Raw genomic sequence first — 17,947 nt, 5'->3', positions numbered from 1 at the left:
CCGGGGCGTTTTTCAATCAATTATTCGCCGAGAACAAAGTCAACAGCTTTTTCGAGGTCTTCTTTTTGGCGTTTATGCACTTCGGCGTAACGTTTCAAAGCACGGGATGCATACATCGCATAGATGTTCGAATCCAGCAATTGAATCATGCGGTTCTTAATTTCGCTAACGGAATATGGGTCAAAATAAAGTGCCGCATTTTCGCAAACTTCGGGCACAGAAGTCGTGCCGCTTGCAGCCACAGGCACACCATATCGCATCGACTGCACCGGCGGATAGCCAAAGCCTTCGTTCAAGCTCGGGAAAATAAATGCATACGCGTTCTTGTGCAAGAATTCGAGTTCCTTGGATTCTACGTAACCGAGGAACACAAAAGCATCCTTGTTGCGGATATGCTTGCGGTAAACTTTTACGTTCGTCGCGCCCGTAATCACGAGTTTCATATCGAACAAGTGATTTGTCGAACGCATCATTGTTACAAGTTCATCAAACGCCTTGACCGCACGCAGATTGTTCTTTTCCCAGCGAGCACCGCTCGTGAGCAAAAAGAACTTTTTGGATTTCACGCCCGGCGGCAAGAATCCTTCCGGTTCATAATCCAGCATCGGGCTATAGAAAACCGGGATTTCCTTGTCCAGAAGCTCCGGGAAGAAGGACTTGATAGAAGCACGGCTATGTTCGCTCACGGTAATGCATTCGGCACGGCCGTCGGCAATGCGGGCCGCCAAATCGCGGTACTTGGGCGCATAGAAATACTTTTTCCAACAGTCGCGGTAACGCACAAGCGCTTCGAGCTTTTGAGCAAGCTTTTTCGCAAAGCCAACACCTTGCCAGCTGTACTGCATTTCAAGAGCGCGCACGCCATGCCACGTGAACACAAAGCGCTTCACCTGAATTTGCCATTTGCCTTCCAGCGAATAAAGCGGCGTGTAGAACGCGTCAATCGCATTTTCGTCGATAATCTGCTGCGGCGTTTTTTCGGCAATGTCAAAAAGCGGAATGCCACATTTTTCACAAGCCGCAATAATATCCGGAGCCAAATATTTTCGGCTATCGTAAACGCAACTGAATTTTGCGCCACGTTTCACAAGCGCCCAGAAAATCACTTCGCCATAGCTGCCGCCACCGTGAAACTTTGCACTGTGAATCGGCTGCACCGCCACGAGATTAAAAAGCAAATTCATAAACGCCCCCTAGAAAAGCTTGCCCAGGATTTCCAAAGGCTTTACGAGGAATGGCATTTTCTTGTACAGCCAGGCAAGCGATTTTGCAAACGCATAAGAGCGAATGATGTAGGCACCAGCAGCGCCAACCTTGTTCGTCTGGTACATGAACGCATCCTTCGCATGCGCAATCACGTCATCGTAATATTCGTTGATGTGAATGGACTTGTCCGCATTCACCGTCACAGGGAGGTTCTTCAAGTTCGTATAAAAGTCCTTGCGCAAAATCTTCGGCAAAAAGATGTTCATCGATTCCGGCACCTTGCGGCCACGCGTATCGATAATGCGCGAACCAAAGAAGTGCAACACCTTCGCCGTCGGCAAGAAACGGTTGCCATAAGCAAGCTGGCAGTTCCAGCCGCCATCCATCTTCTTCGTGATATAACCGAACTTGTAATTGGTTTCAGCAAGCGAAGCCATGTCATACGGGAAGTTCTTGGAAACGCAGTAAAGCCAAAGTTCATGCCAAGTCTTGAAGAACTCGCGGGCTTCTTGCGTATCGGCGGCAAACATCACGCCCCCGTTGAAAATCTCGTCGTTGAGGATTGGCGAAAAGCCCATCATCTTCGCGTTGTTCAAGACCTTCTTGCGGTTAATCGCCTTCGAGAGATTCGTGTGGAAGTCGAGCACGGCATAAATGCCACCGCGCCATTCGTCCGGAATCGAGAGGTCATCGACAATTGCGATATCCGAATCCATGTACAAGAAGTCGCCATCAACCACGTTGCGCATCACCGTCTTGAGGTAACGAGAACGAAGCATCGGCGTGAACTTTTCATCAAGCGTCAATACCTTGAGTTCATCGACCGCATCCTTCAAGACCGCACGCGGACCCGTCAGAGTTTCAGCCGTCTTGTCGTCCGTCAAAAGCGTCACGAACGCATTCGGGTTATGGACGCGCAGCGAAGCAATCGCCACAAGCGTCTGCTCGCAGAAAAAGTCCTTCGGGGAACTTGTCAACACAAAAAGATATTTCACAGAAGGCATGCAAGAACCTCGCTATTCTTTCCACCAAACATCGAAATCATGCGTAATACGCTTTTCTTCAGGTGGCAACTGCATATAGTTACCATAAGCACGGGACAAAACATAATCATAATTTGCAAATCCCGTGTACTTACGATTTTCAAACTGGAACTCCGCCTGCGGCAAAAGCATTTCCTTATCAAGAATCGTATCAACGCGCGTGTCAAAGAAAAGGCTTGTCACATATTTCGACTTTTTAATATCAAAACGACGATGGAACCATTCAACAAAACGGCAGAACCGCTTGCGGCCAATAACACAAGTAAAGGCGTTGAAGAAACGCTTATACAGCAAATTCCAAAAACTTAATGTTTTCGATGAAAAATCGGTATCCATCGCAAGGCAGATAACACGAATCAGAGCTGCAATACTGGTATAAATCTTAGCGAAGAACATCGAAGACGGAAGGCCATCATAAGGGAACACATCAACCCAGAGGCCCCCATTTTCCTTATGCCTATCCATCTTCACACGAGTACGGTTATCCGTCACCTTTGCAAACGGGCAGAAATAGTCCTCATTCGTATCATCAACAACATCAAGCCACTCAGGTTTCTTTACGGATTTGTCTTTCAGCAAAGAAATCAGCTTGTCATAATCATCGCGCATGACAATGATATCCATGTCATCGTCCCAGGGAATATAACCCTTATGGCGGACAGCCCCCAGAAGCGTACCACAAGCGATGTAGTAATGCAATCCGTTTTCCTTACAGATTCTAGCAATCTCATCCAGAATGCACATCTGTATTTCTCTAGCTTCTTCTCGCGAGATTTTTTTCATTTCGATACCTTCTGCGCAGAATCCTTATCCGCTTCAATTTTTTTCTTCTGGACAACCCAATAAATACCAAGCATGGCAAGAACCACTGCATATACAAGGGCTTTTGTAATCAAGTCCAAATCTGTAAATTTTGCATTGATTACAATGTAGAATGCAATAAGCCCGACAATCCACACAATCTGGGAAATGAGCTTCGAAGAATACGGCCACAGTCCCATTTTGAAAAGGTATATGTTATTGCAAACAATCGCCACCAGATTATAGCAAAGCATAGAAAGCGCCGCACCGACAAGCCCAAAAGCGGGAATCAGGAAATATCCCGAAATAAGCGCCACGCCAAGTGAAAGGACATCCATTTTAAGGGAGTAGAGGCTTTTTCCCATGCCGTTCAAGACCACAATGGACATTCCTCCAAAGCCTGCAACAAGATGAACCAGGAGCAATATCCCCAGAGTTTCCGGCTGCACAATGAAATCCTTGCCGGCAATGCCCAAAATTTCACCCGGGAACAGCACAATGAAGAACCCAATGAGCAGCTGGATAAACGTCACCATAAAAACGCAATAACTATACACCGGTTTCAAGTCCGTATGCAGACGATCCTTGTCCATGCCCGCAACGACAGGAGTAAGAATAGGAGTGAAGCCGACGCGAATTGTCTGAAGGGCATTTGAAATCGTAACCATTATGCCATAAGCGCCTGCCTTTTCAGGCCCAAGGAACAGCATGACAAGCCAGAGGCTTGAACGAATCAGGAACGACGAGACAAATTCACCAAAGCCAAGCGGAAGAGAGTAAAGCAACAGGCTTCTAGAAACCAATTTGCCAGGATTCATCGGCATATCCGGGAATTGCCGACGGACCAGGACAAAATGGACCATAAAACCAACGATCTGCCCCACAAGCAAGCCCAACGGGAGAGCATGCGGGATTCCACCGTAATAAAGGGCAATGGATGTTGCAGGCGCAAGCGTTACGGTCAAAAAGGAATTAACAAACACGGCGTTTTGCGGACGGCGGTTTCCCTCTGACGCGGTACTAAAGACATATGTTCCCACATAGAACAACAGGGAAAGTGCATACCAAGGCAATTCCGCCGAGATATAGGGCGTAAACGAACCCACAAAGATGACCGCCGTACAAAGCAACGCAATGGCGGCCGAAATCCAGAACGATTCCATGATGCCATCGTGTAGAACGCGTCTGTTCAGCTTATTCTGCGGAAGATACCAATATAAGCCCTTGTCAAGCCCTAACGTCGCCGAATGAGCAATCGTCAAAATCAAAGTTTGCGCAGAAACGAAAATACCAAATTCCGCTGCACCAAAAATGCGGGCCATCACAAATGTAAGAAGAGGACCACAAACTTTAAGAATCGTCCCCACAACATTTACAATCAAAGCTTTTTTTAGAAACTTGCTGTCTGCTTCTAGATTTTCCATAACGAGATCAAATATAGTTTAAATCCCCATAAGGCCGTATGTCATTCATCAGCTTCAATTTGCAGATCATCTTTAATTTTTACGAGAATCCAAAGTACCGCAACAGTAATAGCAACATACTTTATAGCAAGTTAAAAAAACACCTGAAATTTAGACCTCAGGACCCAATTTTGAATTCTTTTTTCTAAATTATCTGGCATATGGTTCAATTCAGTCAAACTTCTTGGCAATACGGCACTCTTTCTGATACGCTTGATATTATGCGCTATGCGCCGATGTCTTTGTCCGTTGGGAAAAATGCCGTTCTTTACTACACATTGCCCAAGATGATTGAATCCGGCGAATTTATACGCTACACAATCGTAGCGGGTTTCAGAAAAATAAGTTGGACCGGCATCATTGGAGCGGTCACTCCCGGCAAAACCAAAAATGTCATTGAAATCGCAGTGCGTCTTGGCGAAGGCCCGTTCCGCGGCTTTACAGCAAAGCACACGTTCGATTCCGTCAAGGGCATCACGACCTGTTTTGACGACATGACTTTCCAGGGCTGCAAGGACTTTGCCGAAGACACGTTCTCGATTGTCATGGCAAGCGCAAGCATGGTTTATGCCATCCAAGCCCGCGAAATGGCCCGTGAACAAATTGCTCTTGTAGAAGCAAAGAAAAAGACCCAGGCTTTCGAAGCTTTAGATCAGTCCGCAACCGCCGGATAACATCATGTACAAGTCCCTCGAACAGGCCCTGCTGGATTTGGAAAAAGCGGGAATGCTCAAACGTATTCACGCCGAAGTCGATCCACACCTGGAAATGGCCGAAATCGCGAGGGAAAATTTTAAGCAGGGTGGTCCAGCGCTACTTTTCGAACATGTCAAAGGGAGCAAGTTCCGCGCCGCCTGTAACATTTTCGGAAGCGATGAGCGGTTCAATTTTCTGTTCCGTGAAGGCTTCGAGCAGACAAAAATCGCCGTAAATTTCAAGGCAAACCCGGTAGATTTTTTCAAGAACGCATTCAAGCACCCGTTACAACTGTTCCAGGCGGGATTTGCCGGAATAAAGTCTTTGCCGAGACGTTCCGGTAGCATCAAGGACTTCGAAGAATGCAGTCTTAGCGACTTGCCTCAGCTGGTCAGCTGGCCGCTAGACGGCGGAGCGTTCATCACGCTCCCGCAAGTCGCCACACGCCCAAGCGAAAACGCAAGCATCATGCAAACGAACGTGGGCATGTACCGCATCCAGATTTCCGGGAATGAATACATTCCGAACGAAGAATGCGGACTTCATTACCAGATCAAGCGCGACATTGCAAGGCACCACCAGAAAGCCATCGAAGAAGGGCGCCCGCTCAAGGTGAGCGTTTTCATTGGCGGGCCTCCATCGCACACGTTTGCCGCCGTGATGCCCATGCCCGAGAACCTCTCGGAGCTTTTGTTTGCAGGCATGCTCGGCAACCGCCGTTTCCGTTACTTTGAACATGATGGTTACCTTGTCTCTAGCGATGCCGATTTTTGTATTTTAGGAGAACTCGAACCCGGATTAAAACCCGAAGGTCCATTTGGCGACCACATCGGCTATTATTCCGGCAAACACGATTTCCCTTGTATGAAAGTCACAAAAGTGCTTTGCAAAAAGAACGCCATTTTCCCATTCACGGTCGTCGGGCGCCCGCCTCAAGAAGATACGCTGTTCGGGAAATACATTCACGCGATCACAAAGCCAATGGTCCCTGCCTCGCTCCCGGGCGTTTACGGGATTCACGCGGTCGATGACGCTGGCGTACACCCGCTTTGCCTAGCGCTCGGTTCAGAAGCGTTCCGACCGTACGCAAGCCCCGAAGAACGCGAGCCGATGGAACTTTTAAAGACGGCAAATGCGCTTCTCGGATTCAATCAAGCGAGCCTAACAAAGTATTTGCTGATTGCCGCAAAAGAAGACGCCGCGGGCATTTCTACTGACGCGAATGCCATCGCAAATGAAACTGCCACAAGTCTCGATGTAAACAACGTTCCTGCATTTTTCACGCACGTTCTCGAACGCGTCCACTTCGACCGCGACTTGCATTTCCAAACGGCGACGACAATCGACACGCTCGACTACTCCGGAACAAGCCTCAACCACGGTTCCAAAGTCGTGATTGCCGCTGCCGGCGCAAAGATTCGCGAACTCCGCAACAACCCGGGCGATTTAGAAACGCTTGCGCTCCCGCAAATGTTCAAGAACGCGACCATCGTGATGCCCGGTGTGCTCATGATCGAAGGCCCAGCGATTCTTGAGAACAACGAGAAGTCCGCGACTCTCGAAACTCTCGAACAACTCAAAAACACCATCGCCCACTGGGAATTCCGCGAGAACTACCCCTGGATTTCCATCATCGACGAAGGCGCTCTTACCACAAACAAAGCAGCCGGAACAGCCAACATTTTAAGCGATTTTCTCTGGCTCACGTTTACGCGTTCCGACCCCGCCCAAGATATTTACGGTCTCGAAGAAACCGTTGAAGCCAAACACTGGAAATGCAAGGCGCCACTGATTGTAGACGCCCGCATCAAGCCGCAGCACCAACAACAGCTGACCGTACCCGCCGAAATTTCGAAAAAGGCAGAACAAATCCTCAAAGACGCAGGAGTCCTGTAAAAATGCGCTTCATCGCACTATTACTCATCGCATCATTCAGCTTTGTACACGCCTACGAAGGTGGATGCGGAACTATGCAAGTTCTCCAGAACATCATTAACAAAAGAAAGCAGCCCCGTTTAGCCTCTATACAATTCGACTACGAAAGATGTAGCTACGAACAGTACTACGATTCAGTCTATACCATTGAAACGCCCCACATTCAAGTATTATACGTTTTAAACGGCCCACACGCCACAACGAAAGCCTTTGCCGACAGCACCGCAAAAAGCATGGAAGAAGCCTGGAATTACTACGTCAACAAGCTTAAAATGCGAGCACCGAAAGGCCCAAGCATAAGCCACCACTATCAACATAAAGTCAAAGAGGGGCTATATCCAATCGAAATCATTGATGTTGAACAAATTCGTGATCCCGACGGTTCATACGCCTGCAATGCTTGCTTTGCGCTCACCATTCCGCTAGACGATCCAACAACTTCTCAAATTTTTCTGGACAACGATTTCTATTACGGCGCATGGGATAATTACAACAAAGAAGAAATTACCGTAAACGGAACCACTTGTTCTTACGCCAACGGCTATATTCCGCTGCGCAACAGCGCACACAATTTTTCCTACGCCGACGAATGGGCAAAGGGAATCCGTCTTACCGTATTTCATGAATTTTATCACGCCATACAGCTTCAATACCTCAATGTCATAATGGACAATCATTTATTCTGGTTTGAAGCATCCGCCACCGGATTCGAAGAAATCACAAACTCCGACATTGATGATTATTTTTCCTACATTCCATCTCTATTCCGCGATATGGGAGAGCCGCTTTCAAAGGTTAACCAATACAATTCCCATAAAATATACGGAGTTTCAACATTTTTCCTTTATCTGTTCCACAGAGTTTCAAATGAATTCGACAGGTCCATTTGGGAAAGCTTCTCCAAAAATCCGACAAAGCCTTTTGAATATCAGTTTGAAACATCGTTAAAGCCCTACCATCTAGATGCCGACAGCGTATTCCACGATTACACCGTAAGGCTATCATTATCAGGCCCCAAAAGCAAATCCATTTCAAAAAAAGAATGGATTGTCAATGATCAACCAGAATGGCCGTCTGCACTATTTTACGATCAGGACTCCATTAAACCAGAGCTCGAAAGCCTGGCATTCAAGTTTTACCGCACAAGCAACAACTATGTAGAGCCGGACTTTACAGACTTTATCGGGAAAGCTTCGGTCATCACATTTAACAACGGTACAGCTAGCCCCTACACCATTCAAAACACAAAAACGCTCGACAGCCTTTCTTCCGTATTAACAACTAGCGATTCCACTTTATGGATTTTCAGCAGATTTGGCGATTCAGAAAGCATCCCCTTGGTAAACAAGGATGCCGCACCGCATGCCTACCCCGTTCCATGGAGACAAGGACCTCTTTGTTTTGCCCCACTTCCCCACGATAAAAAATTTATTGAAATCAGGACAAGACGCGGAGATCTGGTTTCTCAGGAAAAATATTTAAGTAACAAATACTGCCTGTCAGAAGATAAAGTCAAGTCAATGATGGCACCAGGCGTTTACCGCTTCCGCGTCGGGAACAAAGGCAAAACCACCAGCTTTATGGTGATGTATTAGTAGGAAGTAGACAGTAGACGGTAGGAAGTTAGAAGCGGTTAGGGAACGTCATCCTGAGGAGCCGTCATCCTCGACCCTGGAGTGCGTAGCACGATAGGGGAGGGGAACCATTATTTCTTGTATCTACGTTTGCGACGAAGACTACTCAGAAGGCGAGTGTTGCAAAAATGAGCTTGCTCATTTTTATAACCGAGCCAAAGAGTTGGGGCTTTAGCCCCATCCAGTTATTTCTCGTTCTTAAGCCTAGACTTAGCTTATTACAAGCATTCCCCGATCCACGGGAACAAATTATTTTTTTGTTCTAACTTCTTGAGCAATTTTGTATCGGGATTAGCTTTCACGGCTTCTTTATAAAGCGCACAGACATTTTCATAATGTCCGTTCAAACGGGCGCGTGCATAGTCCGCCGCCGAATTGTTATGGATCATGAACGCCCAGTCCGAAGCCTGGAACAGCACAAGTTCGCGCGCCATCTGCGCAAGGAAACGCTTGGCCATCGCATTTTTTGAACCGCGCGCATTCCCAACAGCATTCCAAGAAGCCTTCCCTGCAGCCTTAGAAATGCGCAACTTCAAATCGTCCATCATCTTGCGCATTCTAAAGAACATCGGGTACTGGAAAGCGACTTCATCGTTCATCCAGACTTCACCAAAGCCACCCTCGCCCCACGACGAGAAAATCGGCTTGTGAACGTCTTTATCTGCAGGCTCGCGAATCGAATCTTCAAGAGAAGCCATCTCGACCACGCTCGAGCTTGCCGCGCGTTCAAACATTTTCTCGATGAACAGCGGACCTTCAAACCACCAGTGTCCAAAAAGTTCCGCATCGTACGGACAAAGAATCGAGACCTTGTTGCCATCCATGTTCGGAAGCAAGCTCGACACAGTCGCTTCGCGATTGGCGACAAAAAGTCGCGCGTGGTCTTCAACAAGACGCAGCGCATTCCACGGACGATAAATCTTCTTGTCTTCGCTACCTGTGATGCGGTAATACTTGAGACCCGTTTCAATGTGCGCGCCCGCCGCCAAGAAGTAATCGCCTAGATACTCGCTTTCGCGTTCGTGCGCAATGTCCTTGAAAAACTCGCGATATTCCGGATGCCCCGGGTAGCCCGTTTTGCGGCTCCAGACTTCCATGGAACTGCTCTGTTCGCGGCCCATGCAATAAAGCCCTGCCGGAGTCTTGATCGGCGAAAATACGCCATATTTAGGCGCAGGTTTTGCCAAGAGTACGCCATGCGTTTCCAAGAAGAAATACTTGAATCCGTATTCCGCAAGGATGCTGTCCAATCCTTCAAAATAGCCACATTCCGGGAGCCACAGCCCGCGAGGCTTTTTGCCAAACACCTCTTCGAATGCACGGACCGTAATCTTCAGCTGCAAACGGATGGCATCAACATCGTTCTGGTATGCAGGCAAAAACGGATGCGTTCCCACGCACGTGAGCAAGTTGATTTTTCCAATCTGCTCCAAGCGTTTGAGTGCAGGGACAATTTCGCAACCGCAATCGCGCTCCCACGTGTTGATGAGCGCAAGCTGCCTGCGGTAATAAAAATCCACCACTTCCATAAGCTCGGAATTGCCCTGGAAGCGGACTTTTTCACATTCAATCAGTTCAAGCTGTTTGTGCAAATGCGTCGAAAAACGGGTAAGCAAAAGCTTATCCGTAAGCATCGCCAACAGCGCCGATGAAACACTAAAATTGAGAGTGCCTGGCACACCCTTTTCTTCCAGACGGTTGAGCATCTGGATGATGGGCAAATACGTCTCCGCCATAGCCTCAAAAAACCAGTTCTCTTCCAAGAACCGGTCAAAAGAGGGTTCACGCACAAAAGGCAAATGCGCGTGAAGCAAAAGATGTACGCGACCAGGCTTTGCCATTATTCCGTGCGCTTCACCACGATCGGGACGATTGTCGTCGGAAAATCGCCGTCCTTATCGGTAGCAAAGACCGGAATGATCTTCGTCACGTCCGGGAGGTCTTCTTCAAAGCTGAAAGTGCCATCCGGGTTGAGCGGGAACGGTTCGCCACGCACCTGCAAGTGCGCATCCGGACGTGTGCCGCCGTAGACGATCAAGCGGGTCTTCACCCACAAGAAAAAGTCCTTACCGTAGTTCACGGAATCCTTCGGGAGTTCAAGCTTGTTGCTCTTGAGAGCGGCACTGGAAAGTGCGCCAGAGAACATGGAACCCGAAGAACTCGAAAGCGATTCAAGCCAGTTCTTTGCAGACATCGAAGAAAGTCCCGAGCTGCCAAAGCCACCGAGAGTTGCCCCGCCGAGGGATGCGCGAACGAATACGTTGTCTGTATTCACTTCGGAACCTTCAAGCGTGAACGTCTGCATCGGACCAGCTTCGACGAGCGGTTCAAACTTGCCTGCAGCGACAACACCGAGAGCGGCAGCGCAGTTCTGCGTCGCCTTGTTTTCCACGTACCAGCTACGGGCGTCTGCCGGAACTTCGATATCGTGGAACTTGAGCTTCTTGTTGCGCTTCACGGTCAAGTCGTTCGAGATGTCGAACAAGCGGAGCACGAGCTTGCCCTTGCCCTTCTTGGCAGCGTTGATACGTTCTTCAGAAACTTCCCAGAAGGCTTGCATCCAGTTCGGATCCTTCTGCATGAGCACGAGGTATTCGGCGTCGAAGGATTGCGGCAAAGCTTCCGGAGCGGCGGCCTTTGCGACCTTAGCCTTCGGAGTTTCCACGACTTCAACTTCGACCTTCTTGGCCTTCGTTGCAGCCTTCACGACCTTCTTTGCTGCAGCAACAGACTTTTCCGTCTTAGCAGAAACCTTGGCGGTCTTCGTCGCTGTCTTTGCAGCCGGCTTTTCGACCTTTTCGGCCTTAGCCTTCGCCGTCTTCTTTGCCGGAGCAGCCTTTGCAGCCACCTTTTCTACTGTTGCGCTCGGCTTCTTGGCGACAACCTTCTTTTCGGCAGGAGCTTTCTTTGCAGCAGTCTGCTTCTTTTCTGCACCAACCTTCTTGGTTGCAGAACTTGCAGCCGTTTCTGTAGCCTTTTTGGCTACAGTCTTCTTTTCAGAAACTTTCACAGAAGCCGTCTTCTTAGTAGCGGTCTTCTTAACATCCTCATCTTTTTTCTTAGTAGCCATTTCGATCTCCTTCTGTTGAATCTTATTGACCACGGGTTTTACCCCAACTTCCGACACCGAGCAAACCGAGACGTATACCAATATAGGATTCACTCCAGTTGCGGTCATCGTCTGTCAGGCGAACGCCCCCCTGAATGGCAAAATCCAACATCGTTCCCTTTCTACCGAGCGGGAAACCAGCACCAATGGATCCACCAATTTCAGAAACATTTTCTACATACCAGCTTTTATACCAAGCGCCGGCTCTGTAAGTTATGCGATCCCAATAGGCATCGTAAAAGACTTCGCTTCCATCGCGTTGATACCCGACAGAAATATTAAAGTCACTTTGCGTTTTAGTCACCTTCGCCATGTCCCAGCTACCGGCAACATTTTCAATATCATGCTCCCAAGCGCGCCAGGCGATATCTGCCATTACGTTATGGCGCTTGTTAAAGCGATAATTGACACCAGTTGCAAGCATTGCAGGCACCTTAATCTCGCGGGTATAATGAGTCGGTGCAAGCGTATCCGTCTCGCTGAACCTGAAGTTGTACTCCAGCTCATTCCTAAGCGTAAAGGGAGTCGTAAACGAGAAAAAGTATGAAGCCATACGGCCGCGATACTGAGCGGCAAAAGTGTAATAAGCCGGATGATTCTTGATTTCCCAGTCACCCGTCACATAATCCGACACAACAGCATTGTTTGTCGCCCAGGAATCCTTCTTGGCGATTTCGCTATTGTCTGGCCCCAGCATCAAGTTACGGGTAAAACTACCTATCACAAAATGTGCAGAAGCGCCCAACGAAACCGGACGGAGGAACGGAAGACGAATAGCGTAAGTCGGCACAAGTTCATAAAGGCTGCTCTGGTACTCAATACTAGAATTCCAGTCCTCTTCTTCGTTTTCGACATCTTCACGAATCGAAGAAGCATAGTGCTGCCACAGCGATACGCCAATCGTACCAAAATCACCCATCGGGAACGAAAGGTTCATCGAAGGCATAGAGATGTTATTCGTCGTGTAATGAGAATTCGAACGATCTGCAGTCGAAACATCAAGCAAAAAATTCAAGTTCATTACAACTTTAGAATCAAAGCCCTGACGTGCCGGGTTCACCACAGAAACACCTTCGGCCTCGCCCGTCTTGGCATTACCCGCAAAACCACGACCAGCCATGGCCGCAGAACCGCCAGCAATCTGCTCTTCACCGAGAGCATCAATTCCAATCATCGACGCAAAGGAGAAACTCGAAACACAAAGCAAAGCACTAATAAACTTTTTCATTATTTACCCTCGCGTACAGTAGAGGTTGCGGCTTTTTCGTCCTTTTTGTCGCCGCGCTTCGAGGCCAGCCACAACTTAAGCGTGGCTGACTTTTCCTTAATAGAAGTAAAATCGTATCGTGCATAATCGTAATGCGGGAAAAACACTTCTAGCGTGTCGCTATCTCCTACAACACGATCATAGAAAACCGTATCCTTATCCAACAGAACAGGATAGGCAAGACGCATCATCATCTTGAACGAACGACCATCGCTGGCCCTGTTAATAAAATCGCGCATGCCAGCAGTCACCTGCAATGACACAGAATCGCCTTTATAGAACACCATGTTCGGATGCCCACTTTCAAGGACTCTCGGCTTGTCAATCTTGTAGCTTTCCAAACGGCGAACGACAGTATCGGCACTGTCCGCATACGACCCCACATCAAGACGAATCGGGTATCCAAGTTGACTTTCGCCCTTAGAATCGTCCCTATAGAAGGTCATTTGGGCCATCACGACCGCCTGGCGCACATCGTTTCCATCCCCTTGAGGATTAGGGAATTCATCTCCATAGAAATCAGACAGAGCCTTCATAATCGGCTTGGACGGGAACTCGACGACAAGAGAATCGAAGGTCCCTCCGTGCAACACGAGGCAGTCCGAGCACGTTTCATGGTTCGAAGAAATAACTGCAGCACGGTACACGTCAAACATTTTCGGGAACTTCTCTTTTTTCTCCGCCACCATAAAGAATTGCGGGTAGTACTTTTCGTGACCGGGACCATAGAAGCGATAAATAGTCGAAGCTTCCGGAGCCGAAATGCGAACCTGCAAACGACGATTGCCAGAGTTCTTACGAACATCATTTACAAGAGCGCTCGGCAAATCAAGCACTAAAAGGGAATCCTTTTTGCCAATCGAAACAGAAATTGTCGTATCAGCCGTTTTCTTGGCTTTCCAGGACTCGAGATCCCGCAGCCATGTAGTATCATAGATCTCGCCCAAATCCTTGAATTCACTCTTACTCAGCTTTTCCGAAAGGATCCAGCTCACATTGATATTCAAATCTTCTTCGATCGGAAGAATCCCCGAAGGCAAATATTCAGACTGATAGTAAGAATCAATAAGACGCAAGTACAAAACCGAACTTGCAGAATCAGCCTTTTTCAAGGTATCGAGGAATGCACTGTCCAGCGCAAAATCCAAGGCGAGATCATAGGACATGCCGGACACGGCACCTACAACACCAACACCCCAAGCACTCTTGGGACGCGTATCCTGAAAAACTTCTGCAGACACCGGTTTCAAGCCACCAACCGTTACAGTCTGCACCTTGTAGTTGCTAGGCATCCCTTGATCAGAAAGCCAGTTTGTCAAACCGTCGTCATCCGTATCAAACAGGCACGATGACAGAAAAAGCGCCAAAAGCGGCAACAGAATAAATTTTTTCTTTTTCACTCAGAACTCCGAGTATTTGCTTATAAATAAATTTCGCCCATAATATAGCAAAAACGCCGTTGGGAAATTTGGTGCTAGCTAACGAATTCAGAATTAGGAAGTAGGATGTGTTTAGTTGGTAGAGCTTAGTTGGCAGAACTTAATTGACAGATTCCGGCTCGGAGGCCGGAATGACAAAGAGGCCGAGCGATGCAGAAACATGCTCGTATGATTCTATATCCGAGGCAAACAAATCATGTGCTCAGCGCAATGACGTCATGGCGGACCCGATCCGCCATCTAAGTTCTAAATTGCTATATTTGCCTCGTAAAAAATCAAGAGGATTACTATGTCTCAGTTTAACGCTCATTTTAGAAACATCAACGGCGACGATACCTACCCGCTGACCGACGTCATTTACCGCAGCAAGGTGGACGGTAGCCTGCTCGAAGTCGAACACGACCGCGCAGCACTCGCAAGCCGCAGCCCGGAAGAATGGAAGAAGCTCTTTGCCGAACGCCGCATGAGCTTTAAGCCCGAAGACATGAGCGGTATCTGGAGCAAACGCGAAATGGTGCTCCCGGACATTCCGGTCGAAGACATCGTCACCATGCGCGAAGGCTGGAGCCCGCTCTTTGACGCAGCACCGCTCGCAAAAGAACTCGGCATCGGAAGCCTCAAGGTGAAGCTTTGCGGCAACTCCCACACGGGTTCTTTCAAGGACCTCGGCATGACGGTTCTCGTAAGCCAGGTGAATCACATCATCAAGAAGGGCATCCACCCGATTGACGCAGTCGCTTGCGCTTCTACCGGTGACACGTCCGCAGCCCTCAGCGCCTACTGCGCCAAGGCAGGCATTCCCTCCATCGTGTTCCTCCCGGCCGGCAAGACCAGCACCGCACAGCTCATCCAGCCGATTTCTAACGGCAGCATCGTGCTCGCTCTCGACACTGACTTTGACGGTTGCATGAAGATCGTTCAGGAAGTCACGAAGGACAACCGCATTTATCTCGCCAACTCCATGAACAGCCTCCGCGTCGAAGGCCAGAAGACGATTTCTCCGGAAATCTGCCAGGAACTTGGCTGGACGGTGCCTGACACCGTAATCATCCCGGGCGGCAACCTCGGTAACGTAAGTGCACTCGCCAAGGGCTTCGAAGACTGCAAGGCTATGGGCCTCATCGACCGCATCCCGCGCATCATCGTCGCTCAGGCAGAAAACGCAAACCCGTTCTACCAGGCATACGAACGCGGCTTCGACAAGCTCGTACCGGTTCAGGCCAAGAAGACTCTCGCAAGCGCAATCCAGATCGGTAACCCGGTCAGCTATCCGAAGGCCGTTCGCGCCATCCAGAAGACCAACGGTATGGTCGTAAGCGTCTCTGAAGAAGAACTCGCCAACGCCGCCCACCGCGGCGACCGCATCGGTCTTTACTGCTGCCCGCACACGGGTGTCGCTCTCGGCGCTCTCGAAAAGCTCGTCGCAGCAGGCAAGATCGCAAAGGACGAAAACGTCGTTGTCATCAGCACGGCACACGGCCTCAAGTTCACGGAATTCAAGGTCGGCTACCACGAACAGAAGCTCGAAAACATCGCCAGCAAGTACGCAAACCCGGTGTTCAAGGCTCCTGCTGAAATCGGTGCCGTCATGGACATCCTTACTAAAGAGATGGCCGCCCGCCGCCGCTAACGCGTAAGCCGTTAGCGCAATGGCCCTAAGCCGTCGCTAACGCGTCATCCTGAGCGAAAGCGAAGGATCCAGTTACATTTCACCCTCGACATCAGTCGAGGGTATTTTTTATGCAATCCCAAGAAGGCGATCCCGCATCGGTGTGCGGGAATGACATGCATAAAAAAAAGAGAAAGGGCTCTAAAAGAACCCTTTCCTAAGAAGGAGAAAATATTGAGTGGTTTCCAGAACCTTGAACCTATCAGGAGGGGAGCAATGATAAAGTCGTTTCAGGATTTACCTTTCTAACCTTTCTCAACGCTCTAAATATACCAAAATGATCAGGGGTCGGTTCTTTCCTTTTTCTTATTTCTTCACTCAATAAAATTTACAGTCCTTACATTACGATTACATTCGTAAATTCAGAACAAAGTAAAATTATTCTTCCCTGAAGATAATCTTGCATTTCGGAACGAAACGGAATCCACCACGACGATGGCGTTCAATTTCGAAATACTTCTTGACACCTTCACTCGGATGTTCCGGATCGTCAGAGCCGTTGATATGAGCAATGACGCGGTTCAACCTGCTCTCGAAGTTCGGGCGAAGCGGGTCCATGCAAATAGCCGGATCGCGCTTGAATTCACGGTTTTCGTATTCTTCACGGCCAGTCACAGTGTACTCGCGGAGCAAGTTGCGGAGGATTCGAGCCGGGACATTGCGCATGAGATGCTTGCTGTTCACGGAGATCGAGTCATCGCTCTTGTAGTACACGATCGTGACGGAATCGTTCATGGCATCGAGGAGCTGTTCGTGAGCCTTCTGGATCGGCGCCCAAGCAGCAAATTCCTGCTTCACGACAGAACTCATGAGCTTGAGGAACGGTTCTGATGCATTTACGTTTGCCTTGAAATTAAACTCAAGAATGTATGCCGGAGCACCGTAGTAGCAATCCTTTTCGATGAGGAGCGCACCGGTCTTCGGGTCGCGGATGTCCACCAAGGAACGCACACAACCGATGCTACGTTCCACGTCGTTCTTCCATTCGAGGTTGTGTTCCTTGACGCAATCATCAAATGTAACGTGGCGGCCAACGAGTTCGCCCTTAACATAAACACCACCGTCTTCCTTCATTTCGGCGGGAACCCTATTTTCAAGAGCTTCGATAAACGACGTCTGAGATGCGAGATAGCTAATGTGTTCGTATGCAGGCGTGTTCAAGAGGAGAGGTCCGATGTTGATCATGCTACGGATCCAGCGCATCGGGTTTGCCGCAAGCACACCCGGAGTCTCGAACTGGAACGTGAAGTCCACCCTGCGATTGCCGTCGATAACTTCGTTACGAAGGATACTTGCCTTGGTAAGGAACGGATAACGTTTTGGGATAATTTCCAAGCAGAGTTCGCGAGCATCTTCTGCAGAGTAGAACGAAGAGACGAACGGCAAGTAGGAGCGAAGAACGCTACGAGCAGGAACAGCTTCAAATGCAGCGCAACGCTTCACAATGCGTTCAATGAAATCATCTGGGTTTTCGCCGCGTTCATACAACCACGCGACGATGTTGTCCATTATGAAACGGTAAGCGCTTTCATCTACGTATGAATCTTCAAAGTACAAATCGTTTAGGAGTTTTACATTGAACCGGGAATCCCGTTTGACTAAGGTCAAAATGTCCTTGACCGGGTAAGACATCAGTAATTCAATGTGTGCTAGCTGAAGGAATAGATTTGAAACCATTTCACTCA

At 48.7% G+C, this 17,947-nt stretch carries 13 protein-coding genes; 4 read left to right on the top strand and 9 right to left on the bottom strand.

Going from position 1 to position 17,947, the window contains the following annotated elements:
• Positions 1-20 precede the first annotated feature (20 nt).
• From ACJMM9_RS06215 to ACJMM9_RS06200, 4 genes are read right to left on the bottom strand one after another with little or no spacing between them, the layout of a single operon-like run.
• A complete protein-coding gene (locus ACJMM9_RS06215) occupies positions 21-1,184 on the bottom strand; it encodes a glycosyltransferase (protein ID WP_405324773.1) in 1,164 nt (387 codons plus the stop codon).
• A 9-nt stretch (positions 1,185-1,193) separates the two neighbouring features.
• Positions 1,194-2,210 (bottom strand): hypothetical protein, encoded by a 1,017-nt coding sequence (locus ACJMM9_RS06210; protein WP_405324772.1) that lies wholly within the window; start codon positions 2,208-2,210, stop codon positions 1,194-1,196.
• Between the two features lie 12 nt (positions 2,211-2,222).
• Entirely contained in the window at positions 2,223-3,032 is an 810-nt protein-coding gene (locus tag ACJMM9_RS06205; protein WP_088640677.1) for a phosphorylcholine transferase LicD, read from the bottom strand.
• Positions 3,029-4,474, bottom strand: coding sequence for an oligosaccharide flippase family protein (locus ACJMM9_RS06200; protein WP_405324770.1), 1,446 nt, complete (start codon positions 4,472-4,474; stop codon positions 3,029-3,031). Before ACJMM9_RS06200 ends, ACJMM9_RS06205 begins: the two co-directional genes overlap by 4 nt.
• A gap of 200 nt (positions 4,475-4,674) precedes the next feature.
• Here ACJMM9_RS06200 and ACJMM9_RS06195 point away from each other — a divergent pair, with 200 nt between their 5' ends.
• The 3 genes from ACJMM9_RS06195 to ACJMM9_RS06185 are packed head-to-tail and all read left to right on the top strand — an operon-like array spanning position 4,675 to position 8,739.
• Complete coding sequence (locus ACJMM9_RS06195; RefSeq protein ID WP_173830879.1) at positions 4,675-5,187, top strand: hypothetical protein; 513 nt, start codon at positions 4,675-4,677, stop codon at positions 5,185-5,187.
• 4 nt (positions 5,188-5,191) lie between these two features.
• A complete protein-coding gene (locus ACJMM9_RS06190; protein ID WP_405324769.1) occupies positions 5,192-7,105 on the top strand; it encodes a UbiD family decarboxylase in 1,914 nt (637 codons plus the stop codon).
• A gap of 2 nt (positions 7,106-7,107) precedes the next feature.
• A complete protein-coding gene (locus ACJMM9_RS06185; RefSeq protein ID WP_405324767.1) occupies positions 7,108-8,739 on the top strand; it encodes a hypothetical protein in 1,632 nt (543 codons plus the stop codon).
• Positions 8,740-8,996: 257 nt separating this feature from the next.
• Here the strand turns inward: ACJMM9_RS06185 and ACJMM9_RS06180 are convergent, their stop codons facing one another.
• From ACJMM9_RS06180 to ACJMM9_RS06165, 4 genes are read right to left on the bottom strand one after another with little or no spacing between them, the layout of a single operon-like run.
• Entirely contained in the window at positions 8,997-10,619 is a 1,623-nt protein-coding gene (locus tag ACJMM9_RS06180; protein WP_405324766.1) for a glycoside hydrolase family 57 protein, read from the bottom strand.
• Positions 10,619-11,848, bottom strand: coding sequence for a DUF4912 domain-containing protein (locus ACJMM9_RS06175; RefSeq protein WP_405324764.1), 1,230 nt, complete (start codon positions 11,846-11,848; stop codon positions 10,619-10,621). Before ACJMM9_RS06175 ends, ACJMM9_RS06180 begins: the two co-directional genes overlap by 1 nt.
• A 22-nt stretch (positions 11,849-11,870) precedes the next feature.
• The gene (locus ACJMM9_RS06170) at positions 11,871-13,115 is read right to left on the bottom strand and encodes a hypothetical protein (RefSeq protein WP_405324762.1); all 1,245 of its coding nucleotides are present in this window, start codon (positions 13,113-13,115) and stop codon (positions 11,871-11,873) included.
• The gene (locus ACJMM9_RS06165) at positions 13,115-14,554 is read right to left on the bottom strand and encodes a hypothetical protein (protein WP_405324760.1); all 1,440 of its coding nucleotides are present in this window, start codon (positions 14,552-14,554) and stop codon (positions 13,115-13,117) included. Before ACJMM9_RS06165 ends, ACJMM9_RS06170 begins: the two co-directional genes overlap by 1 nt.
• Before the next feature lie 328 nt (positions 14,555-14,882).
• Between ACJMM9_RS06165 and thrC the strand changes: the two genes are divergently transcribed.
• Positions 14,883-16,223, top strand: coding sequence for a threonine synthase (gene thrC, locus ACJMM9_RS06160; RefSeq protein ID WP_073423410.1), 1,341 nt, complete (start codon positions 14,883-14,885; stop codon positions 16,221-16,223).
• Between the two features lie 417 nt (positions 16,224-16,640).
• Here the strand turns inward: thrC and ACJMM9_RS06155 are convergent, their stop codons facing one another.
• A complete protein-coding gene (locus tag ACJMM9_RS06155; RefSeq protein ID WP_405324758.1) occupies positions 16,641-17,939 on the bottom strand; it encodes a hypothetical protein in 1,299 nt (432 codons plus the stop codon).
• Between the last annotated feature and the right edge of the window lie 8 nt (positions 17,940-17,947).

Source organism: Fibrobacter sp., assembly GCF_045112255.1.
Classification (GTDB): domain Bacteria; phylum Fibrobacterota; class Fibrobacteria; order Fibrobacterales; family Fibrobacteraceae; genus Fibrobacter.
Note: the sequence above shows the minus strand (reverse complement) of the source record. Positions and strands in the feature narration are given on the sequence as shown.

What these genes read in the sequence shown, in the direction of transcription:
- ACJMM9_RS06215 (WP_405324773.1), bottom strand. Translation starts at nt 1,184, where the DNA reads ATGAATTTGCTTTTTAATCTCGTGGCGGTGCAGCCGATTCACAGTGCA.
- ACJMM9_RS06210 (WP_405324772.1), bottom strand. Translation starts at nt 2,210, where the DNA reads ATGCCTTCTGTGAAATATCTTTTTGTGTTGACAAGTTCCCCGAAGGAC.
- ACJMM9_RS06205 (WP_088640677.1), bottom strand. Translation starts at nt 3,032, where the DNA reads ATGAAAAAAATCTCGCGAGAAGAAGCTAGAGAAATACAGATGTGCATT.
- ACJMM9_RS06200 (WP_405324770.1), bottom strand. Translation starts at nt 4,474, where the DNA reads ATGGAAAATCTAGAAGCAGACAGCAAGTTTCTAAAAAAAGCTTTGATT.
- ACJMM9_RS06195 (WP_173830879.1), top strand. Translation starts at nt 4,675, where the DNA reads ATGGTTCAATTCAGTCAAACTTCTTGGCAATACGGCACTCTTTCTGAT.
- ACJMM9_RS06190 (WP_405324769.1), top strand. Translation starts at nt 5,192, where the DNA reads ATGTACAAGTCCCTCGAACAGGCCCTGCTGGATTTGGAAAAAGCGGGA.
- ACJMM9_RS06185 (WP_405324767.1), top strand. Translation starts at nt 7,108, where the DNA reads ATGCGCTTCATCGCACTATTACTCATCGCATCATTCAGCTTTGTACAC.
- ACJMM9_RS06180 (WP_405324766.1), bottom strand. Translation starts at nt 10,619, where the DNA reads ATGGCAAAGCCTGGTCGCGTACATCTTTTGCTTCACGCGCATTTGCCT.
- ACJMM9_RS06175 (WP_405324764.1), bottom strand. Translation starts at nt 11,848, where the DNA reads ATGGCTACTAAGAAAAAAGATGAGGATGTTAAGAAGACCGCTACTAAG.
- ACJMM9_RS06170 (WP_405324762.1), bottom strand. Translation starts at nt 13,115, where the DNA reads ATGAAAAAGTTTATTAGTGCTTTGCTTTGTGTTTCGAGTTTCTCCTTT.
- thrC (WP_073423410.1), top strand. Translation starts at nt 14,883, where the DNA reads ATGTCTCAGTTTAACGCTCATTTTAGAAACATCAACGGCGACGATACC.
- ACJMM9_RS06155 (WP_405324758.1), bottom strand. Translation starts at nt 17,939, where the DNA reads ATGGTTTCAAATCTATTCCTTCAGCTAGCACACATTGAATTACTGATG.